Consider the following 25,390-nt stretch of genomic DNA (forward strand, 5'->3'; position numbering starts at 1 on the left):
GGAAAATAAAAATAAACACGGAGATCCCATGTCGCAAATCAACATGGCACAGCAAGCTGCTGAGCAACCATTACAACACTTAACTCTAAATAAATGGTTTAGCTATAGTGGTGGTGTATTTACACCTCTTGATTATATACCAAACAAAGCATTAGGGTTATTTAGCATCGCATTTGCGGGTGATTTTGAAGAAAAACACATTGTTAGCATTATTGATTTTTTAGCTATGCATAACCAAACCGTCACTGCTATATGTCAATATCAACCAGATTTAGGGTTAGCTCCAGCACTGTGTTTTTACGCGCAAAACTCCGATCAAGCTATAAACCCGTTAGTGCTACAAGAGTTTTCAAACACCCTAGATTGTCAATTAGTGCAAGTTGCTACTGCACCTAATTTATATGAGCCTGGTTTATTGGTTATGGATATGGATTCAACTGCAATAACTATTGAGTGCATAGACGAAATAGCACGCCTTGCTGATGTTTACGACGAAGTTGCCTCTGTAACCGCACTTGCAATGGCGGGTAAACTTGATTTTAGCGAGAGTTTAAATCAGCGCGTAGCTAAACTGGCTGGTATTGAAAAAAGCTTAATTGAAGAACTAAAAAGTGCATTGCCACTCATGCCGGGTATTAAAGTGCTGTGTCAAATTCTAAAACAGCATGACTGGTATTTAGTAATCGCATCAGGTGGTTTTGTACCGTTTGCAGAGCGCGTTCAAGAGCTTATTAATTTAGATGAAGTGCACGCTAATGTACTCGAATTTAAAGACGATAAACTAACAGGTAAAGTACTGGGTACAATTGTAGATGCACAACAAAAAGCAATTATTCTAGAGTCGTTACAACATAAACTAGGGCTTGAGAAGTCGCAAACAGTTGCTATTGGCGATGGCGCAAACGATTTAGTCATGATGGCTAAAGCTGGCCTAGGTGTAGCAGTGCATGGCAAACCTAAAGTAGTTGAGCAAGCACAAGCGGCTATTTGTGAAGGGTCATTATTACAATTGTTGTATATGTTGGCCATTCCGTTAGATAAAGAGCCCGCTCTTTAAAGTTGTTTAAGTTAAACCGCTTAGCGTAAGCGGTTTAACCAGATTAGTTTACGGCGGCCCATTTGTTCAACTTGCTCTTTTTTAAGCTCTAAATGGCTTAGAGCTTCTTCAGTTATATCTACTACGTCCCCCACGCCTGCAACAGCCCATAATGCTTCTTCTAAGTCTTTTGCTTTATGCATTGCATATTGGCTTACGTATTTAAGCTCGTTTGATAGATAGTCAGTATCGGGGCGACCTGTGCGCGAAATATACAAACGCATCACAAATATAAGTTGTGATGTAATGCCTTTACTAATTTGTTTGTAAAAGCTTGAGTAGTCTTCACCTAGGGCGCATTGGCTAACAATAGCCTCTTCAATTTTGCCCTTACGAGGGTCGAAATTAATAGCGAGTGTAAAAGCAAGCGGTGCATCTTGGCGACTGCGATCTTTAATATTAGGCGTTATTACATTAATAATTTGCTCTTCGGTAAGAATACTCGAAAAGTCAGTTTTGTTACCTAATAAGCCAAAATTTTGCAAAATAACATGCATAGGACTGGCGTATAAGCCATAACCAATTGCACCTGTTTTAAAGTGTGCAGCTTCCTTGTGTAAATACAGCGGAAATTGGCATACACTTTTTGTAACCATATTTCTAAGCGCGGTAGATAAGCCTTCTACTTTAGCGGCTTCTTCAGCTACTTTAAGTTTGTCTTTATTACCTTCTATTAGCTGAGTGAAAAAAGTCACGCCAGCATGGGGTAAATCAGCAACACGATTCGCTTTTAGGTTAATAGTAGTGAATGACTTACTAATGGCCATTATTTCGTACTTTAGTTCGCTAAGCTTATGCTTTTTAGTTATTTTTTGAAGCTCAGGAAATGTTAAAAGTACTATATCACCTTTTTTAAATGTGACTGGTTGCTCGCACTCTAATTGCAAACCCATTACAGAAAAGTCACGTGTATAACCGTTAAATACTTCATCATTAATAGTGACGCTAACCGGTGTTTTATAAAGGTAGCGCTTATGCGAGCGTAAATTTACGTATTCAAGTGGCACAATATCTAAATAAGGTGGCGTTTTATGTTTTGCGTGGCCAAAATGTTTAAGCTGATTTACTAACGCTTTATCAAAAGTAAGTTGTTTATAATCTGTTTGCTCTGTTTTATTGCCAATACTTGTAAGTACAACAATATATTTAACGTCTTTTATAAGGCCTTTAACTCGAGGGGAAGGCGGCTTGTTGAGTTTTTCAATATTAGCGCCAGCACTATTAGGTAATGAAAGCGGTATAAAAGAATCATCTGGATGACTTGGCATTATTTGTATTTTAAAGCACTGCCAACTTTCTTTTTGGCTACCAAAACCTAAAAATAGATCACGTAATTTAGGGTTATTATTTAGCTCAGTTCGTGTCGCAGAGTAATAGTAAATTTTACCCGATGATATATGTGTAAATGTATAGAGGTAATCTTCTTTGACCGCGGTAATTTGGGTTAGTAATTGTGTAATGCGCTGATGATTGAGTATATTGTACAAACACGGTATTTTTCTTTCATCGGTAAAATAGCGCTGGATAAAAATATTATTTTCAGTAGTAAGGCTAAGGCTTGGGTAATACTGTTCATCTTTTTTGCTTAAAAATACATATAAAGACGTTACACGAGGGATGTAGTATTGCTCATACCCCTTTGATACTACAGCATCGAGCGTGTTATCTAAATTTACTTTATAACGACGTTTATTACCGTGAATAAAGCTTTCTAAAAAGTCATTAAAGGCATCGTTATTTTCGATATAAGTGCGTTTTAAGCGAATGTGGTTGTATTCACGAGAGATATTTTCAACGGCAACAACCTCGTATTGAATACCGTTTTTTAGGCCAAGTTCAAAGTCTTGTTCAAGGCCTACCAAGCGCATTGCTATTAGTTCACCTTTTTTTATAGAGTAGCGCGTTGCAAGCTTAACTTTACAACCGCTTAAAGATATATCTGAGGTGCTAGCAGCAATGTTCTTTTTATCTTTGTAATCAATAGTTACTTTTATTGAGTAATTCATCCGTTCTTCACGGCGGCTCTCGTAAGAGGCAAACTTAATTACTTCAGTGCTTAAGTTACTTTCTGATTCTTGTAGTTCTGATTTTTCGGCGGCTTGTTTTTGTAATACGCGGTGGTTATTTTCTGTATTCATTACGGCTTCGTAAACGGCTAGGGTATATTCACCATGCTGTTTAAGTGCTTTTTCAAACACTTCAATGGCTGTGTCATCCATAAAGTGCTGTTTGCCGTTATGCTCATACGGTTTTACTTGGCCCGTCACTAATCCACGAAGATCAACAAAGCGTGCCACTGGCTGAGATAAGCGTGACATTTCCATTTTCATCAAAAATTGCTCAGGTTTGGTTAACCCAGCGGTTTTTGATTTGAAAATTAGGTCAAATTTAGCATTGCCTAAATATGTTTTTAACTCATTCACGAGGTCTTCGTGTTTGAGCATTATGTCATCAGCCATTTATAAAACCATCACCGTCTAATTGAAAAAGTAGGTATACTGTTAAGTCCATTTATTAGAAGTTCAATAAACGTTAAATCGCGCTATGTTATTAATATAGGTACAATTATTTTAGTTACTACTGTTTAGCTCTTGTTATTATGTGTTATATGCCATTTTGTTGGCAAGTTACTTTAAACTATTTCAAAGCAAAAAGTATGCCCTAAATTATAGCTAAAAAGAAACACCATGTGTATTTAATGATTGTGACGCTAGATTTTTACGCAGGCAAGAGTTTGTTGCTAAGTAAATGCTTGAAGTGGCAAAATAAGTTATTAACAGTAAATGTTTTTAAAATTAGAGAATCGTAGATAAGGTTATAAATGACTAAAGCGGCAAAAATAGAGTTTGTGTGTACAGAATGTGGCATGAACTACCCACGTTGGCAGGGCCAATGCCGCTGCGGTGCGTGGAACACATTAGCAGAATTTAAACCTTCAGCAGGGCAGAGTAAAAAAGCGTCAGTTCGAGCAAATGTAGGTGGTTATGCTGGCGGTGCTGGTGGCGGCTCTAAAAAAATCAATGATATTGCTACGTCAGAGGCAGAAAAACAGCTGACAGAAATTGGCGAGCTCGATCGTGTGCTAAGCGGTGGTGTAACTACCGGCTCTGTTAATATAATTTCGGGTGATCCAGGTGCTGGTAAAACAACATTGCTATCTGACCTAGTCGCGAGAATGTCACAACGTATGCCGTCACTTTACTGTACGGCCGAGGAGTCATTATCGCAGTTTAAAAACAGGGTAAATCGTTTAAAGTTAAACTATAACCCTGACGAGCTTTATTTACTTTCAGAAACCAGTGTTGAAACCATCATTGAAGAGCTCGAGAAAAATAAAATTAAGTTTGCTGTTATTGACTCTATTCAAGCGGTTGTAACCGAAACGGCAAATGGTAGCCCAGGTTCCCCTTCGCAAGTAAAAAGTGCCGCCCAAGCATTGACTCAATACTGTAAGCAAAATGATGTAACCATGTTCATTATTGCTCATGTAAATAAAAATAACGAAATAGCAGGTCCTCAAACACTTGTACATATTGTCGATGCGCTTTTACACATAGACACCAATGATGGGCAAATTCGAACCCTTAGGGCAAATAAAAACCGCTTTGGTGATATAGATACCGTTGGCATTTTTAAAATGTGCGAACGTGGGATGTTAAGCGTTGATAACCCGAGCGAAATATTTTTATCGGGGTCTACAACTGACTCGCCAGGCTCTACAATTACCTGTATCCGTAAAGGTAATCGAAATTTACTACTTGAAATTCAATGTTTAACTACCGAAACCGAGGCGGAATTTCCGCAGCGTGTTTGCGTTGGTTTAAACATGAACCGCATAAAAATGCTGACTGGCATATTACGCAAACACACTAAAACCAAAATATTCCACGATACGTTTTTTAATATTGTGGGTGGCCTAAGAATAGATGAAACAGAAACTTGTATTGATTTAGCATTAGTAACCGCGTTACTTAGCAGCTTAAACGAATTTGTTGTGCCTCGTACCACGTGTATTATGGGTGAGCTTAGCTTAAATGGCGATGTACGCCCAATTGACAGTGGAGTACCACGTGTTAAAGAAGCGGCACAACATGGTTTTACAGAGATATATATTCCATTTCGTAATTACCATAAGTCGATGGAAGGGCTGGGCGCTAAAATTACCCCAGTTAAAACAGTACATGAGTTGCTTAGTTTAATTAATTAATACTTACGGGTGTTAATGTGTAATGTTACTCTTAATAAAACTCGGTTTACACAAAGAATAGAATAAGGAAATAACATGAAAAAGTTAGTAATAGTTGCAGCGATTGTAGCTGCGGGCGTTGGTGGCGTGAGCTATGCAAATTATGTAGCTACACAAGAAGTGCGTGCAGAAGTAGATAAGCAACTTGCTCTAGTAAGCGAGCAAACTGGCGCTACATTTAAATACGCTGGTTTATCGGCAAGTGTTATTTCAAAAAGCGTAGAAATAACAAACATGGAAGTAATAAGCCCTGAGGGCGACAATGTTGCTAATATTCAAAGCATTGAAATAACTGGTTACGAGCCAGATAAAATATCACCGCATACATCATTTGATGTAAAAAGCTTTCAGTTTGATAAAGGTTTTGTTTCAAAATTACCTGCTGATACAAACGAAATGCTCGCGTCGGCAAGTTACGACTTACATTCATCACTTGATTACGATGAAGAGTCTGGCAATAGTGATGTAGTCGTTAAGCTTGATGCAAAAGACATTGTTAGTTTTAATATGGATATGGGCTTGGCTAATTCAAAAGCATTAATGGATGCTTCATTGGCGATTAGTAAAGCGCAGCAAGAAGCGGGTAACCAGCCACTTACTTATGAGCAAGAGTTACAGCAGCAAACACTTGTTATGCAAGCAATGAGTAAGTTAGAGCCGCGCAATGTTAGCTTTGCCTTAAATAACCAAGGTAAGTTAAAAGACTTACTATCAAGTGAGCTTGAAAAGCAAGGCATGACGCTAGAGCAAATGGAAATGATGTTAGAGCAGCAGTTACAACAAGCTCCTGTAACTGAAAATATTGCAGAGGCTTTAACTAGCTTTGCTAAAGGTTTAAATTCATTCAGTGTGTCTGCAAAGCTACCTGAAGGTAAAACTATGATGGAAATTAACCAACAAGTTATGATGCTAGTAGGGCAACCTGAAGAGCTAGTTAAGTTTATTAACTTAGAAGTTAAAGGTGATTAAGCCTTAGTTTTGTATTAATAAAGGCGCCAATTGGCGCCTTTATTATTTTGTGTTGTTATAAGCAGTTAGTAACTCTGATTGCTAAAGCAGTTTGCTTTTATGATATTGGTGATTATTTGTTGTGATGGTTTTATTTTTTCCATCGCTAAAAACTCATCAGGCTGATGCGCTTGGTTAATTGAGCCTGGGCCCATTACGATTGTTTCACAACCGAGTTGCTGGATAAACGGCGCTTCAGTGCAATAATTTACCGCGACCGCTTTTTGCCCTGCTATTTTTTCAGCCATTTTAACTAAAGCACTGTCGGTGCTACCACTAAATGCCGGGATTGGTTCATGTAAATCAATAACGCTCACCGCATTTGGGTATTGCTGATTTATCTCTTTTGTTGCATCAAGCACTAATGCTTGTAGTTCTTGTACACTTAAACCTGGTAATGGGCGCATATCTATATGCATTTCACAGCAACCACAAATTCTATTCGCATTATCGCCACCATGAATATTACCTAAGTTTAATGTTGGATAAGGAATTTCAAAGTGATTTATTGAATACTTATGCTTTAATTGCTCTTTTAAGATCATCAATTTTGTAATCACTTTATGCATTACTTCAATGGCGTTAAGGCCACGTTCGGGATCTGAGCTATGCCCAGAGCGACCAACCACTCTTATTGCTGTACTCATATGGCCCTTGTGCATAAATACTGGCGTCATATCAGTAGGTTCGCCAATTATACAGCGTGCAGGTTTTAAATTAGGGTGCTTACATATTTGCTGTGCACCTGCCATAGTTGTTTCTTCATCGGCAGTGGCGAGTATTAAAATAGGTTGAGTTTGCTGCTTTTCATCAAGTTCACTAATCGCTTGTAATACAAAAGCAAAAAATCCTTTCATATCAATGCTTCCTAGCCCGTACAATTTATTGTCGAGTTCGGTAAGTTTAAACGGATTGTGGTTCCAGCGGCTGTCATCAAAAGGCACTGTATCAGTGTGGCCCGCAAGCATTAACCCGCCATCGCCTTTTCCACGCTTTGCTAATAAATTAAAGCGGCCTTTACCTCCTTCTAATTCAATAATTTCACACGTAAAACCGAGTGTTTCGCACCACCTCGCAAGGAGTTCAATTACGTTTTTATTGCTCATACACAAGCTGTCTTCAATTGCACTAATAGAAGGGGCTGCAATCAATTGTTGATACATAGAAATAAACGAAGGCAAAGGCATAAAAAAATCCAAAATTATTATTCAATTTAATTGCATAACAATATAAAAGTATTTATGATGAATATCAATTCACTTTTTAAGCATAAATATATTAAAGTAAAGCTATGAAAATAATGCGACGATAATCTACAAATTCATTAAATTAAGTCTTAATTTAGCGTCTTAGCTAGTTTAAGCGAACAACATATATATTTAGCAGTAAATTTTAAAATAACGAGTAATCAATGAATGTAGTTATTATTGGCGCAAGCGGTTATAGCGGCGCAGAGTTAGCAAGCTTAGTTGCTAATCATCCAAACCTTACCTTAACAGGCTGTTATGTATCTGAGGGTAGCTTAGATAAAAATAAATTACTAAGTGATTTATATCCAGAGCACCTTGGCTTACTAGATTGTCCTTTACTTCCTCTTAGTGCATCAGCTTTTGATGACATTCAAAGTGATGCTGACTATGTGTGTTTATGTACCGATCACAAAGTAAGTGTTGATTTAGCGCCTCAATTTTTAGCTATGGGTAAAAAAGTATTTGATTTATCTGGTGGCTATCGTCTAGCAAGTAATGATGATTACGTTACTTACTATGGTTTTGAGCATCAACACCCAGAGCTTTTAAATGAAGCGGCTTACGGTTTAGCTGAGTGGAACAGTGATGCTATCGCTAACGCAAAGCTAATTGCTGTTGCAGGCTGTTACCCAACAGCGGCGCTCAATGCACTTAAACCGCTTAAACAAGCAGGCTTATTGAGCGATCAAAGTATTATTATTAATGCCGTTTCGGGTGTTACGGGTGCCGGGCGTAAAGCGAGTGTAGGAACACATTTTTGTGAGGTATCGCTTGCACCTTATGGTTTGTTTAACCATCGCCACGGTCCTGAAATTGAACAACACCTTGGCCACAAAGTATTATTTACACCGCATCTAGGTAGCTTTCCGCGCGGTATTTTAGAAACTATTTATGTACAACTTAAGCCAGGCGTTACCAAGGAAAACGTTGCATCTGCTTATCAAGTGCTTGCTAACGAACCATTAATTCGTTTGTTAGGCGATAAAATACCGTCAATTAAAGGTGTTGCTAAGCAACCATTTGTTGATATTGGTTGGCAGCAACAAGGCACGCAGTTAATTGTAATGTCTGCCATTGATAACTTATTAAAAGGCGCTGCTGGACAAGCTTTGCAGTGTATTAATATTTCTATGAATTTAGATCACACTACGGGCTTAAAAGGAGCGTTTTAAATGAGTAAAAAAACGTGGGTTATTAAACTCGGTGGTGCAGTACTTAATACAGAAAATGCAGCAAAAGCGTTATTTGACGTGCTAAGCGAGCAAAAAAATGATGAGTTTGTCATTGTTCATGGCGGTGGTTCTTTAGTAGATACATGGCTAAAGCAAGCGGGTTTTGCTAGTGCTAAACACCAAGGTTTACGTATTAGTCCAGCAGAGCAAATGCCTTATATAGTGGGTGCGCTTGCAGGTTGCGCTAATAAACAATTAATGACTCAAGCTATAAGCGCAGGGCATAAGCCTGTCGGCTTAAGTCTTTTTGAGGCGGGTGTGACTGCAACCCAAAAATTAAAAGCGCTTTGCTTAGTGGGTAAATGTACAAGCAACGATGACTCTATTATTAACGATTTACTTAAAATTTCTCGTTTACCTATTGTTAGCTCTATCGGCTTTGATGAACAAGGCTTGTGGTACAACGTAAATGCAGATGAAGCTGCAGCGGCTATTGCCAGTAATTTAAATGCAGAACTAATTTTTATGACGGATGTAGAAGCGGTACTTGACGCAAATAAACAACCGTTACATCAACTTGACACAAAACACATTGATATTTTAATTACAGATGGAGTAATTTTGGGCGGGATGGAGGTCAAAGTTAAGACCAGCCTTCACGCTGCCCAACATTTACGACGCGGTGTGTATATTTCCAGCTGGCAAAAGCCAGAAAATTTAACTGCTCTGCTGCAAGGCGAGCATGTCGGAACAAAGATTACACCATAGGTTTATTATGTTTGAGAATTTTTTAACGGGTTTAGAATTAGACCAAGAAGGCGCACTTAATTTATTAAAGTTAGCGCAAGATATAAAAGCAAAGCCAGAAAAATACAGCCAAGTATTATCGGGTAAATCAATCGTAACATTGTTTGAAAAGCAAAGTTTACGTACACGTTTATCGTTTGATATAGGTATTAATCGCCTTGGTGGTCATGCTGTTTATTTAGATCAGCAAAATGGCGCTATGGGTGCACGTGAATCAATTAAAGATTTTGCACTTAATATTTCTACTTGGGCCGACGGTATTGTGGCGCGTGTAAATCAGCACAGCACATTAACCACGTTAGGTGAATATTCATCGGTACCTGTGGTAAATAGCTTGTGTGACTTGTACCACCCTTGCCAAGCACTTGCTGATTTTTTAACACTTCAAGAAGTACATGGCGATGTGAGTCAGCTTAAAGTAGCTTACTTAGGTGAGGGCAATAACGTGACTCATTCATTGATGTTACTTGCCGCAACGCTAGGTACTGACTTTGTTGCTGTAACACCAAAAGGGTGTTCGCCAGATTCACAAATACTTAAAAAAGCAGAGCAAATTGCAGCAATGAATGGCGCATCAGTCATGGTGAGCGATAGAGTTGAAGCTGCGGTTGGTGCAAACGTTGTATACGCAGATACATGGGTATCAATGGGTGATACAACGCCGCTTGAGCAAGTAAAAGAAAAATACATGCCTTATCAATTAAACCAGGCATTGCTAGATCAAACAGGTGCGACTACGGTATTACATTGCCAACCGGCACACCGTGAATTTGAAATTACCTCTGAGGTAATGGATGGTCCAGCATCAAAAATCATTCAACAAGCAGAGAATCGCATGCATGCGCAAAATGCTCTGCTAGTTACATTACTAAATCCAAATTTTGTTAAGGAACACCTATGAGTTCAATTAAAAAAGTCGTTTTAGCCTATTCTGGTGGTCTTGATACGTCGGCTATCGTGCCATGGTTAAAAGAAAACTACGGCTGTGAAGTAATCGCGTTTGTTGCCGATGTAGGTCAAGGCGCTGAAGAACTTGAAGGCGTAGAAGCTAAAGCAATTGCCTCTGGTGCATCTGAATGTTACGTAGTTGACTTAAAAGATGAAATGGTAAGTGATTACATTTACCCAACGCTTAAAACGGGCTCAATTTACGAAGGTACTTATTTATTAGGTACTTCTATGGCGCGCCCAATTATTGCTAAAGCACAAGTTGAAATTGCACGTAAAGTAGGTGCTGATGCACTTTCTCATGGTTGTACTGGTAAAGGTAATGACCAAGTTCGTTTTGAATCATGTTTTGCAGCACTAGCCCCTGATTTAAAAGTAATTGCGCCATGGCGTGAGTGGGACTTATCGAGCCGTGAATCATTACTTGATTACTTAGCAGAGCGTGACATTCCGTGTTCAGCATCTGCTACAAAAATTTATAGCCGTGATGCTAACGCATGGCATATTTCGCACGAAGGTGGTGAGCTTGAAGACCCATGGTGTCAACCAACTGAACAAGTATGGACTTGGACTAACTCTCCAGAGCAAGCACCAGATAAATCAGAACTAGTAACATTAAAAGTTGTTGAAGGCGAAGTGGTTGCTGTAAATGGCGTAGAGCTTAAACCTTACGATTGTTTAGTTAAATTAAACGATATTGCATCGCCTCATGGTGTTGGACGTGTTGATATTGTAGAAAATCGTTTAGTTGGCATGAAGTCACGCGGTTGTTATGAAACGCCAGGCGGCACAGTCATTATGGCAGCGCTTCAAGCCATTGACGAGCTAGTGCTTGATAAAGCAAGCCGTAAGTGGAAAGAAGTACTCGGTGGCGAGTTCTCGCATTTAGTATACGACGGCCGTTGGTTTACGCCTCTTAAAGATTCTATTTTAGCCGGTGCTGAAGCACTTTCTAAAGTGGCAACAGGTGAAGTGGTACTTAAGCTATACAAAGGCCAAGTAACTGCAGTTCAAAAGCAGTCACCAAATAGCTTATACAGCGAAGCATTTGCTACATTTGGCGAAGATGATGTGTACGACCAGTCACACGCTGAAGGCTTTATTCGTTTATTCTCGCTTTCAAGCAGAATTTCAGCACTCGCTAAAAAGTAATTTATTACGCCCCTTATAAAAGGGGCACTACAGGGTTTGGAGAGATTTCATGGCATTATGGGGCGGACGTTTTTCTACGGGTCCAGATGAGGCGTTTAAGCAATTTAACGACTCTCTTCCCTTTGACTACCAGTTAGCAGAGCAAGATATTATTGGCTCTGTGGCATGGGCTGGTGCACTTGAACAGGTAAGTGTACTTTCAAGTGACGAGCACACAAGATTAGTGGCTGCATTAAATGAGCTGCTTGAAGAAGTTAAAGCAGATCCACAAGCGGTAGCTACTTCAGGTGCAGAGGATATTCATTCACATGTTGAAGCAGCTCTAATTGAAAAAGTAGGTGATTTAGCTAAAAAATTACATACAGGCCGAAGCCGTAATGACCAAGTTGCCACCGACTTTAGATTATGGTGCCGTGATACGGCTGACCATTTACTAGATGCTATTGCACAGCTTAAAGGCGAGTTTGTAGCGCTTGCAGAGCGAGAGCTTGGCACAATATTACCAGGTTACACGCACTTACAGCGCGCACAACCAGTATTGTTTAGCCACTGGTGTATGGCGTATGTAGAGATGCTAGAGCGTGATGAAAGCCGCCTGCAAGATGCTAAAGCGCGCATGAATTTTTGCCCATTAGGCAGTGGTGCATTAGCAGGTACAGCTTATCCGATTGATCGCCAAGCATTAGCGCATGGACTAGGTTTTACAGCGGCTACAAAAAATAGCCTTGATGGCGTATCTGATCGTGATTTTGTGTTAGATCTTTTAAGTTGTGCGTCTATTTCGATGATTCACTTATCTCGTATGTCAGAGGATCTGATTTTTTATAATTCGGGTGAAGCCGGATTTATAGAGCTTGCTGATAACGTAACATCAGGTTCATCGCTCATGCCTCAGAAAAAAAATCCTGATGCACTCGAGCTTATTCGCGGTAAAACCGGACGTGTGTTTGGTGCATTTAGCGCTATGATGATGACGTTAAAAGCGCTGCCACTTGCATACAATAAAGATATGCAAGAAGACAAAGAAGGCCTGTTCGACGCTATGCCAACATGGCTTGCATGTATTCATATGGCGCAAGCATGTATTAAAGGCGTTAAAGTAAACGGTGATAAGACACTTGCTGCAGCAAAAGGAGGGCATGCAAACGCCACCGAACTTGCTGATTACTTAGTTGCTAAAGGTGTGCCATTTAGAGAAGGGCATCACATTGTAGGTGTACTTGTACAGCTTGCGATTAGCGAAGGTAAAACGCTTGAAGAGCTATCGCTTGAGCAGTACAAATCAGTAAACACTGTATTTGAAGACGATGTTTACCCAGTACTTGAAATTGATGCGTGTATAAAAGCACGTAAAGCCCTTGGTGGGACGTCTATTGAACAAGTAACTAATGCTGTTAAAGAAGCCAAAAAAAAACAGCAAATAACGGTACGTGATGCAAATTTAGATGATGTAGAAGCAATTGCCACACTTATACAGCATTGGGCAACGGTAGGTGAAAACCTGCCTCGTGCAAAAAGCGATATGGTGCACTCTATTAACGAGTTTGCAGTAACAGAAATAAATGGAAAAGTGTCGGGCTGTGCGTCGTTATACATTTACGATACCGGCCTTGCTGAAATACGCTCATTGGGTATAGACCCAAAAAGTAAAGTGTCGGGGCAGGGTAGACAGCTTGTAGATCATCTACTTACTAAAGCCAAAAAATTGGCACTTAACCGAGTTATTGTATTAACACGCGTACCAGATTTTTTTGAACAACAACGTTTTACTTTTTGTAGCAAAGACTCTTTGCCTGAAAAAGTAATGAAAGATTGTGAACTTTGCCTTCGTAAAGAAAATTGTGACGAAGTAGCAATGGAATATATTTTGAAGTTAAGTACACGTGCGGAGATCCCGTGTAAATACGTAGCTTAAACTCCCTGGATACAAAAAACGTACGGTTATCCCTGTGCGTTTTTTTATGTTTGTAGTAAACTGGTCGGAGCTGTTTGGTTTGATTATATAAATATGTTTTGAGTGAGTTTTAAGGTGTCAAAAAAAGTTGGCACATTGGTTGCTTTGTATAAAGTAGATAGCAAAATAGCTATCACTACTTTAAACAGGTGATGCATTTATCTACATAATAATGTGGTTAAAAGTTGCACCAAATATAATTAAAACTTTTATAAGGATCAATCACATGCAAGTTTCAGCTAATAGCCAAGTACAAATGCAAGCATACAACAAAACACAACAATTAAAGCCTGCAATGGAACAAACTGCTAGCCCTAAAACCCTGCAATCTGATACAGTAAGCTTCTCTCAAGAAGCGATGGCTGCTGCGAGTACTGATCTAGAACGTGGTGGTGTGATACTTTATCCCCCAAATAAACCAAAATAATTAATGAAGGTAATGAATGTTTTTAACTGAGTTTTTTGGTTTTTTTTCGCTATCAGCTTTTGCCTCGTGGGGTTTTTTGATGGCATTTTTTTTTAATGTTTTTGTTTTTTCATTAGGCATAAAAAGAAATACAACCTTATTGCTCAGTTCTTTCATTATGATGTTTTCTTATTCTACTTCAGACTATTTTTTCTCATGGTTATCAGTTGAAAGCTCACTTTATCTTGATTGGGCACTTTATGATTATGCTACTGTGGGTGCCTTATTATCAGTTTATTTACTATTAAAAAAAACAACTCCCTCATTTATGTATTTATTAATAGGCCTTATAGTTAATTCATTATTGAGTTTGTGTATGTACTTAGATATGTATGTTTACAATAACAGGGAACCTTGGTTTTTGTGGGATTTGTATACATTTTCAGTCAATATAATCGATCTTATAATGATTGTTATTTTGATTGTAGATAGAGACTTACTTGGTCTTCATAAGTTAAAAAACAAAACCCTCAGCTACTTCAAATCAAACGATACCGACAAAGTAACCTAGCTTAAATGTATGTTACTGAACCCCTAATGGTTTATATGCAAGCTTTCACTCAATGGGGCTTTTTAATGGCCTTCCTGTATTGTTTGGCCTCTACTATAAATAAAGAAAATAAGTCTCCTGTTTATTTATCTGCGCTTATGCTCTGCTCATATGTTTCTAGTGGTTATATAGACTTATTAGAAGGTTTATATTTAAACTCGGTGCTCTACGATTTTGTTACAATTTTAGCTTTGTTAATTTTAGAGTACTTTAAAGTACTTCACCGCTCTATAGCTTTTCACTTCATCATCTTTGCGTTAATAATAAATGCTGTGCTTACCTTAATATTACATTACGATCTATACGTCTTATATAACTATGAGCCTTGGTGGTATTGGAGTGTTTATTCTGTTGGCGTTAATATGTTCGATGTTTTAATGTTTCTGTCACTAGTATTCAATAAAAATACCATTTTTAAAAGAGGGGTTGCATTGAACTTTAAAAAGTTGAAAAATATTGAATGAACTTTTAATTAGCCCAACAGTTTCTCTGTACATAGGTGCATTTGTACAATGGGGATTTCTTATGGCTTTTTTGTACTCCCTTGCTCATTCGATTAATAAGCCTAATAAAGAAAGAGTGTATTTGTCTTTGGTTATGAGTGTTTCATATTCGTTTAGTATATTTACAAATATGGATACGGTAACTTATCTAGATTTTTTGTTTTCCGATATTTTAACTCTCCTAGTTATTATTTCCCTTAGGCGGCTCTGGCATGATGGTATTGCCTATTTATATATTATAACTGGTTTAGCTATAAACTCAGCTCTACACTTTCTCATGCACTACGACATCTATATATCAAATAACACAAGCTACTGGTTTTGGAATGCTTACGCGATAGGGGTCAACGCTGCTGATTTTATAATGGTAGCTATATTTTTTATAAACAAAGATTTTTTATACTTGATGAAATTTAAAAATGGTTTGATTACTAGTTTGAAAAGGACAGTTGATGGCTGACATACTTTGGGCTCTAGTAGATTTAGGATATAACGTAGCAATACTATTTACATGGTTCTTCCTAATCGCATTTTTATATAACCTATCAGCGAGTATTAATAAAAATGATAAAAGTAGAACGCATCTTTCATTTATAATGATGGTCTCATATATATCTAGTCTTTTCATGGATCCACTTATTGAAAATCCTCACCTAAATTACTTCTATTATGATCTTGCTACTATTAGCGCCCTGATACTTTGGCGATTTATATATAAAAAATTAGTACCAATTGCTTTCTCCTATTTAATTGTAGGCCTTTTTATTAATGCATGTTTATTTTTAGGTATGCACTACGATATTGAAATTGCAGGTACTCTTTACTATTGGTGGTTTTGGACTGTTTATATTTTTGGAATGTATTTTGTCGACTTTACAATGGCATTGGTATTAATCATCAATAAGGATTTTTTAGGCTTAAACAAGCTTTTAAGATGTGTTAGAAAGTTAAGTTTAGATCGCTGAGGCAGTAAAGCTCAACTTAAAAGAAGAGTGATTTTGTGCCTTTATTTGATGTTGCCGTAATATGTAAAGCGGTATAATAATTTTTTATCTAGTGTTGGAGTAAAATGGTTGAGCTACTTTTAAATACAAATATCTCTTTTTATATAGGTATTTTTGTACAATGGGGCTTTTTGATGGCTTTTTTATATTCTTTAGCAAGTTCGATAAATAGCGCAGATAAAAGCATTGTTTGGCTATCTTTCATCATGGCACTTTCTTACTCTTCTAGTATGTTTATTGATATGGACGCGATTACTTACTTCGATTTTTTCTTATTCGATATTATTACTCTATTTGTTATTATTTTATCTGGTTTTTTTATAAAGATTAGCAGCGTATACATTTATTTATTATTTGGTTTAGGTATAAACACCTCACTATTTTTTGCAATGTATATAGATAATGATGTTATGCACCATTATGAATTTTGGTGGTTCTGGTGGGTGTACATAGTAGGTATAAATTTTACAGATTTGACCATGGTTTTAATTTTCTTTATAGGTAAAGATGTTTTAAAACTTGCTTGGTTAGAAGGAAAGCTAAATAAAGTGTTTAATAAAAGGGCCTATTAGTAATGGATTTCAGTGCTAACAGGCCTTATTTATTATTAACTGGCACCACAGCCCAATTTAGTTTTTAGAGCTTTAACAATTACAGGGTCTACAAACTCGCTTACATCACCATTGTGGCAAGCTACTTCTTTAACGAGTGTTGATGAAATAAATGAATTTCGCTCTGCGGGTGTTAAAAATACACTTTCTAAGTCGGGGTTCAGGCGGCGGTTCATGTTAGCTAATTGAAATTCATAGTCAAAGTCAGATACCGCTCTAATACCGCGAATAAGCACATTAGCATTGTGATCGCGTGCAAGATCAGCCAATAAACCAGAAAAACCAATCACCTTAACATTATCTATGTGGCTTAAAATAGAGTTTGCAAGCTCAACACGTTCTTCAAGGTTAAAGCAGGGTTTTTTACTTGGGTTATTAGCAACCGCAACTAATACAGTATCAAACATTTTAGCTGCACGTTGAATAAGGTCTGTGTGCCCATTAGTTAGTGGATCAAAGGTGCCAGGGTAAATTGCAATAACTTTCATAATGTTCACTATTTATTATTTTAGCGCTAGTTTAACAGTGTTTATGCCACAAAGCAGCCTAGCTAAAAAAGCATATAAACACTTACTTTCTTTAAACAGGTCAGTCCATGGTGGGAGTGTTTTAATGATTCATATTTGTTTATACTGTTTACCTCTTTTGAGTGTAATGTAGCCTATAGATAATTTGAGTATTAGCATATGAATACCAAGGATAAAATAATACACACCAGTATTTTGTTGTTTAACGAAAATGGTGAGCGTGCAATAACGACAAATCATATTGCATCAAACTTAGGGATGAGCCCGGGTAATCTTTATTATCATTTTAAAAATAAAGAAGACATTATCCGTCATATTTTTGCGCTGTATCGCGATCATTTAAATACTCACTTTAAACCTATTAATAAAGATGATGATGCATTTAATCATTTAACGGCTTACCTAGATTCGTTATTTGAGCTGATGTGGCGCTATCATTTTTTTTACGATAATCTCGGGGATATTCTCTCTAGAGATGCTGATTTAAAACAAGCTTATATTGATTTTCAGTTAGAGTTGTTAGAGCAAGTTCGTAAAATTATTTTAGGACTTCGCGACAGTGAAATGATTGCTATTGATGAGCAAGATGTCATTGATTTAGCACATACACTAAAGTTAACGGTTAGTTTTTGGACGCCTTATATTAAAGCCCGTAGGCCAAGTGGTACGCTTGCTGAGCAAGATATATATCATGGCATTTTAAAAGTACTTACATTATTTAGAGCGTACAGTACCGATAAAAGCATTGATAAAATGAACCTGCTACGTGAAAAATATACTGAATTAGCGCAACAAGCCCCAACAGTAGTTTAATCGATAGTAATAGGCTGTTTCCTAGGCGCTGAATTTTTTGCTATAATCCCGCGCCAAATGCCTGGGAGCGCGAATTCCCGCAGTCTAAGAGTGAACTATGCTTAAATTTATCGTCAAACTACATCCTGAAATAGCCATTAAAAGCCGTTCAGTCCGTAAACGCTTTACTAAAGTGTTAGAAAATAACATTAAAATTGTATTGCGCCGTGTTGACGAAAAAGTACAAGTAAGAAATAACTGGGATAACATTTCAGTTGTTACAAAACTTGAAGACGCGCAAGTTCGCCTTGATTTTATCGATAGCCTTAAACGCATCCCTGGCATTGTTCAATTTATTGAAGTAACCGAAACACAATTCGAAACTCTTGATGATATTTATCAAAAAACCATCGCTTTAGTTGGTCATACTATTGTAGGTAAAACCTTTTGTGTTCGTGCTAAGCGCATAGGGCAACACGATTTTACCTCAACTGATTTAGAGCGTTATGTTGGTGGTGGATTAAATCAGCATATTGAAGGCGCAAGCGTAAAGCTTAGCCGCCCAGAAGTAACAATACGCCTAGAAGTAAAAGACGATAAAGCTTACATTGTTTCTCATACACATTTTGGTATGGCTGGTTTTCCTCTGCCAACTCAAGAAGATGTGCTTTCGCTTATGTCTGGTGGTTTTGACTCTGGCGTAGCAAGTTACCAAATGATTCGAAAAGGCGCACGCACGCACTTTTTATTCTTTAATCTAGGTGGCGCAGCGCACGAAATTGGCGTTAAGCAAGCAAGCTACTACTTATGGAAAAAATACAGCTCTACACATAAAGTTAAATTTGTAACGGTTGATTTTGAACCTGTTGTTGCTGAAATTTTAGAGAACGTTGAAAATAGCCAAATGGGTGTTGTACTTAAACGTATGATGATGCGCGCAGGGAGTGTGGTTGCACAAAAGTTAAACATTCAAGCACTTGTCACTGGCGAAAGTATTGGCCAAGTATCTAGTCAAACATTAGCGAATTTAAGCGTGATTGACCGTGTTACTGAAACGCTTATTATACGCCCGCTTATTCAACACGATAAGCAAGAAATTATTAATATTGCTCGTCAAATTGGTACGGCTGAAATGGCAGAAACAATGCCTGAATACTGTGGTGTTATTTCTAAAAAGCCAACGGTTAAAGCCAAAATAGACGTTATTCTTGGTGAAGAAGAAAAGTTCGACTTTGATGTACTTGATACCGTTGTAAATAACGCACGTATAATGGACGTGCGTGATATTGACGTTGAAGCCAAACAAGAACTTAAAGAAGCTGAATCGGTTGCTGATTTACCTGTAGGCTCTGTGGTAGTTGATATTCGCTCACCAGAGGAAGAAGAAGCTGCACCGCTTGCAATCGATGGTGTTGAAGTGGTTCATTTACCGTTCTTCCGTCTGGCGACTAAGTTTGGTGATTTACCAAAAGACACCGACTACTATTTATATTGTGACAGAGGCGTAATGAGCCAACTACAGGCACTTATGCTGCACGAACAAGGCTTTGAAACGGTAAAAGTTTACCGCCCATAAGGTTTGTCGTCTTAAAGTTAAGAATTTATATAAGCGTGGTTTATACCACGCTTTTTTTTGCCTGAATTTTGACAAACAACTCATCGTTGTAAGGTGTAGGAATACCGTGAAGTTTGCCTTGTTGGCTAATATAGCCACATATAGCTGATATTTCAGTTTCTCTGCAATGCGCGACGTCTTGCTGCATTGAAGAGTAATTGTCAGACGTTAATTCCATTATTTTATAAGCGGTATTAAGTGCTTTAATCAATGGGATATTAAGCCCTTGTACCTTTGCTATATTGCATGCTTCAGTGAGTGCATTAAAAATTATAGCATTGTACTTAGGTGCGCGTAACTCACCATTTTTTACATTACTTAAAGCGCTTAATGGGTTAATGGCAATATTTACGAGTAGTTTTTCAAAACGAAGCTGCTGAATGTTATTAGTAAACTTTAGGCTGGGTATTACTTTAAAAATATCAGCTATTGGCGCGCTATTTTGAAAAGCTAATTCATTACAAGCACCAATAACACTTTGTCCCTCACCAGTGTGCTGCACAATGTATTGGTTTGATTTAAAGCCCGCTATGCTCGTCGTTAAAAAGTAGAGTGCTTGGTGAGTGCTTAGCTGGCTATTTACCTCATCAACATTACCCATTCCGTTATGCGAAAGTACAACAGAGCAATGACTTGGTAGAAGAGGCTTTATTTGCGTAAATGCATCAAGTACTTGAAAGGCTTTAACGGTAAATAAAACAACATCAAATTCAGCCGCTTTATTTAGCTGATTTAATGCAATAAATTGTGCGTCAATTTTTTTAGATGCACCCTTACCTCGACTATAAAAGCGGGTATTTGTTGGGCTTTTGCGAGTTAAAACACTGACATTATGCGACGCACTTAGAAAATGACTAAGTAACAAGCCAATAGCACCATCGCCGACAATTAAAATATTAGCCATATGGGTTCTTTTTTCGAGGTGTAAAAATTACTCTAAGTAAAAAGTAGCTTGCGGCACCTGCAAAATCAGCAAAAAAATCACCGAGTGATGCTTGCCTATATGGAAGTGCGTCTTGCATTATTTCTATAGAGGCGCCATAACCTGCCAATAAAAGTATTTGCGCATATAAAGGAAGCTTAAACGCTTTATCCATTATTATGGCTAGTATAAAAAAAATCCCAAAATGGGCCACTTTATCAACATGAGGAAATAAATTTACAACGCCACCTTTTATTTCTTTGGCAAATAAAAAGGTAAAAGCTACTATGCTGATTAAAAAAATTGCTTGATAAACACGCCTTGTCACGACAAATCCTAAAATCGCTTAAAAAAGAGGCGCAAGTATATCAAACTAATTTAATATCGCACCTGAACAAGATGCAGAAAAATGTAAAGATTTATAATTTTAGCGTTATAATTGCCACATAAAATTAAGATTAAATAGTTAGGAGCAAACCAATGCCTTCATTTGATATTGTATCTGAAGTAGAAATGAACGAAGCTAAAAACGCAGTTGATAATGCAAATCGTGAGCTAGAGACTCGCTTTGACTTTAGAGGCGTTGATGCATCTATTGAGCTAAATGACAAAACAATTAAGCTTAAAGCTGAAGCAGACTCTCAGGTTATGCAATTATTTGATATTTTAGCTAACAAAATATCTAAGCGTGGTATGGATGTATCAAGCTTAGAGCTTCAAGATATTACCCGTGCAGGTAAAAATGTATTTCGTAACGTTGGCTTAAAGCAAGGTATCGAAAAGGACATGGCTAAAAAAGTAGTTAAAGCCATTAAAGACTCTAAAGTTAAAGTTCAAGCTGCTATCCAAGGCGAAGAAGTACGTGTAACGGGTAAAAAACGTGACGATCTTCAAGAGGCTATGCAAGTAGTGCGCAGTGCTGAGCTAGGTCAGCCTTTTCAGTTTAAAAATTTCCGCGATTAATCAATAAATAGTTTTAAATTAAGCATGCTTTAATCTGTTTATACTTACAGACAGATTGAAGCTACTTACTCTTTTTAAATATCTCACTATTATCCCTCTTTGCTGCCTAGATACTCCCGTATGTATTAATCTCCTTTTTGATATTTAAGCTATTATATTTAATCACATGCAATTAAGTACTTCACACTAGAAGGTATTAAAATGAAACGTCATCAATTATTTTTGTTATTTGTTTTGCTTACATTTACCAAACCAAGCTTATCAAAAACAGTTGATATTGATGTACTGGTTGAAGATGGCTACTTTCCCATTATTATTAATGCGCAAAAAAAACAGGGTTTTGCTCCTGAGTTTATTAAGATTTTAAACGGAGCACAGCAGGAGTTTAATTTCGTACTTAATTCTCTACCTGTAAAAAGGCTTGCTTTGTCAGTTGAAAAAAATAATTTTGATGTTTTATTTTTAATGGCACTGCAATGGATCCCACTATCAGCGCAAGAAAACATTGAAAAAACCGAATTTTATACCATTACCAAAAATGAGCTTTATACGCTTAAAGAAAATACAAATGAGCAAGCTTACTTTGACGACATTACGTCATTAACAAAGGTTGGGGTTCTGGGGTACTCGTATCAATTTGCTGGATTTAATACAGATGCCGAATTTTTAAGTGAGGAACATCAAGTAAGTTTAACCATTGATGAATTCAATGTTGTTAAAATGCTGCTATTAAAGCGCGCGGAAGTAGGCGTTTTAAATAATATTGCTTACCAATATTTTAAAAATCAAAATACTTTTAATATGGATTTACTCTATAAAAGTAACGTACCAGATGCCGTTTATAAAACGCACTTTTTAGTTAACTCTAAATCAAATAAGATCACTAGTAATAAAATGGATGAAATACTAAGCTTACCTACTGCACAAATACAACTTCAGAAGCTACTTGATAAATATGGCGTTTCTTCAAACTATACTAGCCCTTAACTGCATTTTAAAGGTTTTTAGCTGTATAGACGTCCATTGACATTTGTAAACAAAATACTCACAATAGCGACATATTTTCAAGGTGCTTGCTAGCCACTTCATGTAATGATTTTTTTAGCAGGATAATCGGGAAGTTGGTGCGTTTTCTGATGACTACAAGCCCAACACTGCCCCCGCAACGGTAAAGTATTGCATATTTTGATGTGCTTACTGAGTCCGGAGACCGGCCTTGATGCAATCTTACTTACTTAAATCTTTGCGGTGGGCAAAGGTAGGGGACATCATGTTAAACAAAACAACTTTAGGCGTTGCTATTTCTGCTGCGCTTTCATTTTCTGTGTCTGGCGCAGAGCAATCAATTGAAAAAATAACCGTTACAGCTAATAAATTTGAGCAATCAATCAATGACGTTTTAGCAAGTGTAAATGTTATTGAGCGTGCAGAAATAGAAGCAAGCAACGTACGCGATTTACCAACCTTATTAAGCACGCGAGTTGGTTTTCAGATTAATCCAAACGGTGGTTTTGGCCAAAATACAGGTGTGTCACTTCGTGGTACTGGCTCTGGCGATACGCTAATTTTGATTGACGGTGTACGTACAGGCTCAGCAACACTTGGTCAAAAAGCATTAAATAATGTCCCTTTAAATAGTATTGAACGCATTGAAATTATTAAGGGTTCTCGCGCGGCTGTTTACGGCTCTGATGCACTTGCTGGCGTAATTAACATTATAACGCGTGAATCAGATAACTTATCTGTGAGTGCTACGTTCGGTTCTGATTCTTACCAAAATTATCAAGTGGCAGGCTCTGTAAAATCAGGCGATATAACAACAGCATTTAATGCAGGCTTTGAAAAAACAGATAACTTTGATGCACTGCAAGGCGTAGCACCAGATGAAGATGGCTATGAAAATAAAAACCTTGGTTTTAAAGTAAATTATACTGATGCACACTACGGCGACTTTAAGTTATTAGGTCAATACAGTGAAGGCTATGCAGATTACGACAGTCGCTTTAGTCCAGCCACAAGTACTATGGAAACAGGTGATTTTAAAAACTATCAGCTTTCTGTAGGTTGGAGTAAAAACTACACTAACCAGTCGCACAGTATTGATATTGCTATTTCAACAGATGATTCTCACGATACCTCAGCATTTGGTGTAAATGATTTTATAACGAAACGTGTGCAATTTGATTATAACGGTCAATATATATTATCTGAAGAGCTTAATATTAGCGGTGGTGTTAACTGGTACAACGATGATGTATCGCACAGTTCAACGCAGTATGATATGCAAGAGCGTGATGTATTAGCAGTATTTGTTGGGGCTTATTACAATGCTGAAAAAGTGTTAGCTAATTTAACAATTCGCCAAGACGATGATGAACAGTTTGGTGATGAAACAACATATACAGCCGCTGCAGGTTATCATTTATCTGAAGACGCCACGTTCCGCATAAGCCAAAGCACTGGTTTTAAAGCACCTACATTTAACGATTTATACTTTCCGGCTTTTCCTGGTTTTCCACCTTCATCTAATCCTGATTTAGAGCCTGAGAAATCATTAAATCAAGAGATTGGGTTAAATGTAGATTTTGATATAGCAAGTATTGACGTTGCTATTTTTAGAAATGATATTGAAGATAAGATATCTTTAGATTCTAACTTCTTTCCTATCAACTTAAATGAAGCACGTTATGAGGGGGTTGAATTTAGCTTATCTCAGCAGTTTTTTGGTTTTGATAGCAACCTTAACTTTGCTTATTTAAGTGCAGAAGACGAAGAAACGGGCGCAGAGCTGCGCAATGTTGCTAAACGTACATTTAATTGGGAACTTGCAAAACAGTTTGGTGCGTTTGATGCGAGCTTAGACATGCAATACCGTAGCGACCGACAAGGTGCTGTGACGCGTTTAGGGTCATACACGCTTTGGAACTTAGCGGGTAATTATCAAGTAAATGAGCATATTGAAGTTTCGCTTCGTGTAGAAAACTTATTTGATAAAGAGTATAACGCTGTTGATTCAAATACTGATTTTACAACGGGTCAAGTGTATTACTACAACACTCCAGAGCGTCGCTTTTTTGCAGGCGCAAGCTACCAGTTTTAACGGTATTTATTAATATTAGAAAGCCCGACTTATGTCGGGCTTTTTAATGCGTAGCTAAGTTTAACTAATCAATTTAACTGCTCAAATTAGCTAGTCAGCTAAGAACTCTTTAAATACGGTTTCAAACTTATGTAATTTAGGTGCTATTAAAATACTACAGTAACCCTGCTGTGGGTTTTCGTTATAGTAATCTTGATGATAATGCTCTGCTGGATAATACGTAGTGGCAGGGCTGACTTCTGTCACAATTGACTCACTCACATGGCTTTGCAGTTGAGCTACCATTTCATTGGTTTGCTTTAGTTGAGCTTCGTCGTGATAGTAAACAACGCTTCTATATTGTGTGCCTATATCGTTACCTTGGCGATTCAATTGTGTAGCATCATGCAAAGTGAAAAACATTGCTAAAAGTGTTTCAAAGCTAACTACAGTAGTATCAAATTCAATTTTAACAACCTCAGCGTGCCCGGTTGTGCCAGAGCATACAGAATTATAGGTTGGGGTGTCGGTTTCGCCACCGGTATAGCCAGAACTCACATCTAATACGCCATTTACACGTCTAAATGCTGCATCTATACACCAAAAACAGCCGCCACCAAATGTTGCTACTTGCGTTGTTGAGCTCATAAGTATTCCTAAAATGTATATGGAGTTTAAAGGCGAGCATAAATTGTATGCGCCGCAACAACAAGGTTACGGCGCAA

At 37.6% G+C, this 25,390-nt stretch carries 23 protein-coding genes and 1 riboswitch; of the genes, 17 read left to right on the plus strand and 6 right to left on the minus strand.

Annotated elements, in window-relative coordinates:
* Positions 1 to 28: 28 nt before the first annotated feature.
* Positions 29 to 1,057 carry a phosphoserine phosphatase SerB gene (gene serB, locus AAEY68_RS05670; protein WP_342879289.1) on the plus strand — a complete coding sequence of 343 codons (1,029 nt, stop codon included), beginning with the start codon at positions 29 to 31 and terminating at the stop codon, positions 1,055 to 1,057.
* Positions 1,058 to 1,077: 20 nt separating this feature from the next.
* On the opposite strand, the gene AAEY68_RS05675 is transcribed toward serB, so the two are convergent.
* A complete protein-coding gene (locus AAEY68_RS05675) occupies positions 1,078 to 3,555 on the minus strand; it encodes a PilZ domain-containing protein (protein ID WP_350585657.1) in 2,478 nt (825 codons plus the stop codon).
* Positions 3,556 to 3,917: 362 nt separating this feature from the next.
* Here AAEY68_RS05675 and radA point away from each other — a divergent pair, with 362 nt between their 5' ends.
* Positions 3,918 to 5,303, plus strand: coding sequence for a DNA repair protein RadA (gene radA, locus AAEY68_RS05680; RefSeq protein WP_024590039.1), 1,386 nt, complete (start codon positions 3,918 to 3,920; stop codon positions 5,301 to 5,303).
* Between the two features lie 75 nt (positions 5,304 to 5,378).
* Positions 5,379 to 6,311 carry an aq_1923 C-terminal domain gene (locus tag AAEY68_RS05685; RefSeq protein ID WP_101164313.1) on the plus strand — a complete coding sequence of 311 codons (933 nt, stop codon included), beginning with the start codon at positions 5,379 to 5,381 and terminating at the stop codon, positions 6,309 to 6,311.
* Between the two features lie 65 nt (positions 6,312 to 6,376).
* Here AAEY68_RS05685 and argE read toward each other — a convergent pair whose 3' ends face one another.
* Positions 6,377 to 7,537 carry an acetylornithine deacetylase gene (argE, locus tag AAEY68_RS05690; RefSeq protein ID WP_165734551.1) on the minus strand — a complete coding sequence of 387 codons (1,161 nt, stop codon included), beginning with the start codon at positions 7,535 to 7,537 and terminating at the stop codon, positions 6,377 to 6,379.
* A 224-nt stretch (positions 7,538 to 7,761) separates the two neighbouring features.
* On the opposite strand from argE, the gene argC reads away from it, so the two are divergent.
* The 9 genes from argC (at position 7,762) to AAEY68_RS05735 (ending at position 16,728) form a co-directional block, all read left to right on the plus strand.
* Entirely contained in the window at positions 7,762 to 8,772 is a 1,011-nt protein-coding gene (argC, locus tag AAEY68_RS05695; RefSeq protein ID WP_350585658.1) for an N-acetyl-gamma-glutamyl-phosphate reductase, read from the plus strand.
* The gene (gene argB / locus AAEY68_RS05700; protein WP_350585659.1) at positions 8,773 to 9,540 is read left to right on the plus strand and encodes an acetylglutamate kinase; all 768 of its coding nucleotides are present in this window, start codon (positions 8,773 to 8,775) and stop codon (positions 9,538 to 9,540) included. It begins immediately after the preceding gene.
* A 7-nt stretch (positions 9,541 to 9,547) separates the two neighbouring features.
* Positions 9,548 to 10,480, plus strand: a complete 933-nt coding sequence (locus tag AAEY68_RS05705) for an ornithine carbamoyltransferase (protein ID WP_024592295.1) — start codon at positions 9,548 to 9,550, stop codon at positions 10,478 to 10,480.
* Positions 10,477 to 11,679 carry an argininosuccinate synthase gene (locus AAEY68_RS05710; RefSeq protein ID WP_007581653.1) on the plus strand — a complete coding sequence of 401 codons (1,203 nt, stop codon included), beginning with the start codon at positions 10,477 to 10,479 and terminating at the stop codon, positions 11,677 to 11,679. Before AAEY68_RS05705 ends, AAEY68_RS05710 begins: the two co-directional genes overlap by 4 nt.
* 49 nt (positions 11,680 to 11,728) lie before the next feature.
* On the plus strand, positions 11,729 to 13,594 hold the full coding sequence (gene argH / locus AAEY68_RS05715) for an argininosuccinate lyase (protein ID WP_007581654.1): 1,866 nt from the start codon (positions 11,729 to 11,731) through the stop codon (positions 13,592 to 13,594).
* Between the two features lie 265 nt (positions 13,595 to 13,859).
* On the plus strand, positions 13,860 to 14,060 hold the full coding sequence (locus AAEY68_RS05720) for a hypothetical protein (protein WP_197188941.1): 201 nt from the start codon (positions 13,860 to 13,862) through the stop codon (positions 14,058 to 14,060).
* Positions 14,061 to 14,076: 16 nt separating this feature from the next.
* On the plus strand, positions 14,077 to 14,610 hold the full coding sequence (locus AAEY68_RS05725) for a hypothetical protein (protein WP_197188940.1): 534 nt from the start codon (positions 14,077 to 14,079) through the stop codon (positions 14,608 to 14,610).
* A 994-nt stretch (positions 14,611 to 15,604) separates the two neighbouring features.
* Positions 15,605 to 16,117 carry a hypothetical protein gene (locus AAEY68_RS05730; protein ID WP_033026433.1) on the plus strand — a complete coding sequence of 171 codons (513 nt, stop codon included), beginning with the start codon at positions 15,605 to 15,607 and terminating at the stop codon, positions 16,115 to 16,117.
* Positions 16,118 to 16,221: 104 nt separating this feature from the next.
* Complete coding sequence (locus AAEY68_RS05735; protein ID WP_350585660.1) at positions 16,222 to 16,728, plus strand: hypothetical protein; 507 nt, start codon at positions 16,222 to 16,224, stop codon at positions 16,726 to 16,728.
* A gap of 35 nt (positions 16,729 to 16,763) precedes the next feature.
* Here AAEY68_RS05735 and coaD read toward each other — a convergent pair whose 3' ends face one another.
* Complete coding sequence (gene coaD / locus AAEY68_RS05740; RefSeq protein ID WP_350585661.1) at positions 16,764 to 17,255, minus strand: pantetheine-phosphate adenylyltransferase; 492 nt, start codon at positions 17,253 to 17,255, stop codon at positions 16,764 to 16,766.
* A gap of 198 nt (positions 17,256 to 17,453) precedes the next feature.
* Between coaD and AAEY68_RS05745 the strand changes: the two genes are divergently transcribed.
* Positions 17,454 to 18,107 (plus strand): TetR/AcrR family transcriptional regulator, encoded by a 654-nt coding sequence (locus AAEY68_RS05745; protein WP_007581663.1) that lies wholly within the window; start codon positions 17,454 to 17,456, stop codon positions 18,105 to 18,107.
* Between the two features lie 97 nt (positions 18,108 to 18,204).
* Positions 18,205 to 19,662: a tRNA uracil 4-sulfurtransferase ThiI gene (gene thiI, locus AAEY68_RS05750; protein ID WP_350585662.1), complete on the plus strand. Its 1,458-nt coding sequence runs from the start codon at positions 18,205 to 18,207 to the stop codon at positions 19,660 to 19,662.
* Positions 19,663 to 19,702: 40 nt separating this feature from the next.
* Here the strand turns inward: thiI and AAEY68_RS05755 are convergent, their stop codons facing one another.
* Positions 19,703 to 20,605, minus strand: coding sequence for a ketopantoate reductase family protein (locus tag AAEY68_RS05755; RefSeq protein WP_197118673.1), 903 nt, complete (start codon positions 20,603 to 20,605; stop codon positions 19,703 to 19,705).
* On the minus strand, positions 20,598 to 20,951 hold the full coding sequence (locus tag AAEY68_RS05760; RefSeq protein WP_007581666.1) for a VanZ family protein: 354 nt from the start codon (positions 20,949 to 20,951) through the stop codon (positions 20,598 to 20,600). Before AAEY68_RS05760 ends, AAEY68_RS05755 begins: the two co-directional genes overlap by 8 nt.
* A 152-nt stretch (positions 20,952 to 21,103) precedes the next feature.
* Between AAEY68_RS05760 and AAEY68_RS05765 the strand changes: the two genes are divergently transcribed.
* From AAEY68_RS05765 to AAEY68_RS05775, 3 genes are all read left to right on the plus strand, one after another.
* On the plus strand, positions 21,104 to 21,586 hold the full coding sequence (locus AAEY68_RS05765; RefSeq protein WP_007377833.1) for a YajQ family cyclic di-GMP-binding protein: 483 nt from the start codon (positions 21,104 to 21,106) through the stop codon (positions 21,584 to 21,586).
* Positions 21,587 to 21,787: 201 nt separating this feature from the next.
* Positions 21,788 to 22,573: a transporter substrate-binding domain-containing protein gene (locus AAEY68_RS05770; RefSeq protein ID WP_169059752.1), complete on the plus strand. Its 786-nt coding sequence runs from the start codon at positions 21,788 to 21,790 to the stop codon at positions 22,571 to 22,573.
* A 63-nt stretch (positions 22,574 to 22,636) separates the two neighbouring features.
* A riboswitch (cobalamin riboswitch) is annotated at positions 22,637 to 22,819 on the plus strand.
* 37 nt (positions 22,820 to 22,856) lie between these two features.
* Complete coding sequence (locus AAEY68_RS05775) at positions 22,857 to 24,686, plus strand: TonB-dependent receptor domain-containing protein (RefSeq protein WP_350585663.1); 1,830 nt, start codon at positions 22,857 to 22,859, stop codon at positions 24,684 to 24,686.
* Between the two features lie 90 nt (positions 24,687 to 24,776).
* On the opposite strand, the gene msrA is transcribed toward AAEY68_RS05775, so the two are convergent.
* Positions 24,777 to 25,313 carry a peptide-methionine (S)-S-oxide reductase MsrA gene (gene msrA / locus AAEY68_RS05780; protein ID WP_101164298.1) on the minus strand — a complete coding sequence of 179 codons (537 nt, stop codon included), beginning with the start codon at positions 25,311 to 25,313 and terminating at the stop codon, positions 24,777 to 24,779.
* Positions 25,314 to 25,390: the final 77 nt, after the last annotated feature.

The organism is Pseudoalteromonas sp. RB2-MNA-CIBAN-0110, from assembly GCF_040309305.1.
GTDB classification, from domain to species: Bacteria; Pseudomonadota; Gammaproteobacteria; order Enterobacterales; family Alteromonadaceae; genus Pseudoalteromonas; species Pseudoalteromonas arctica.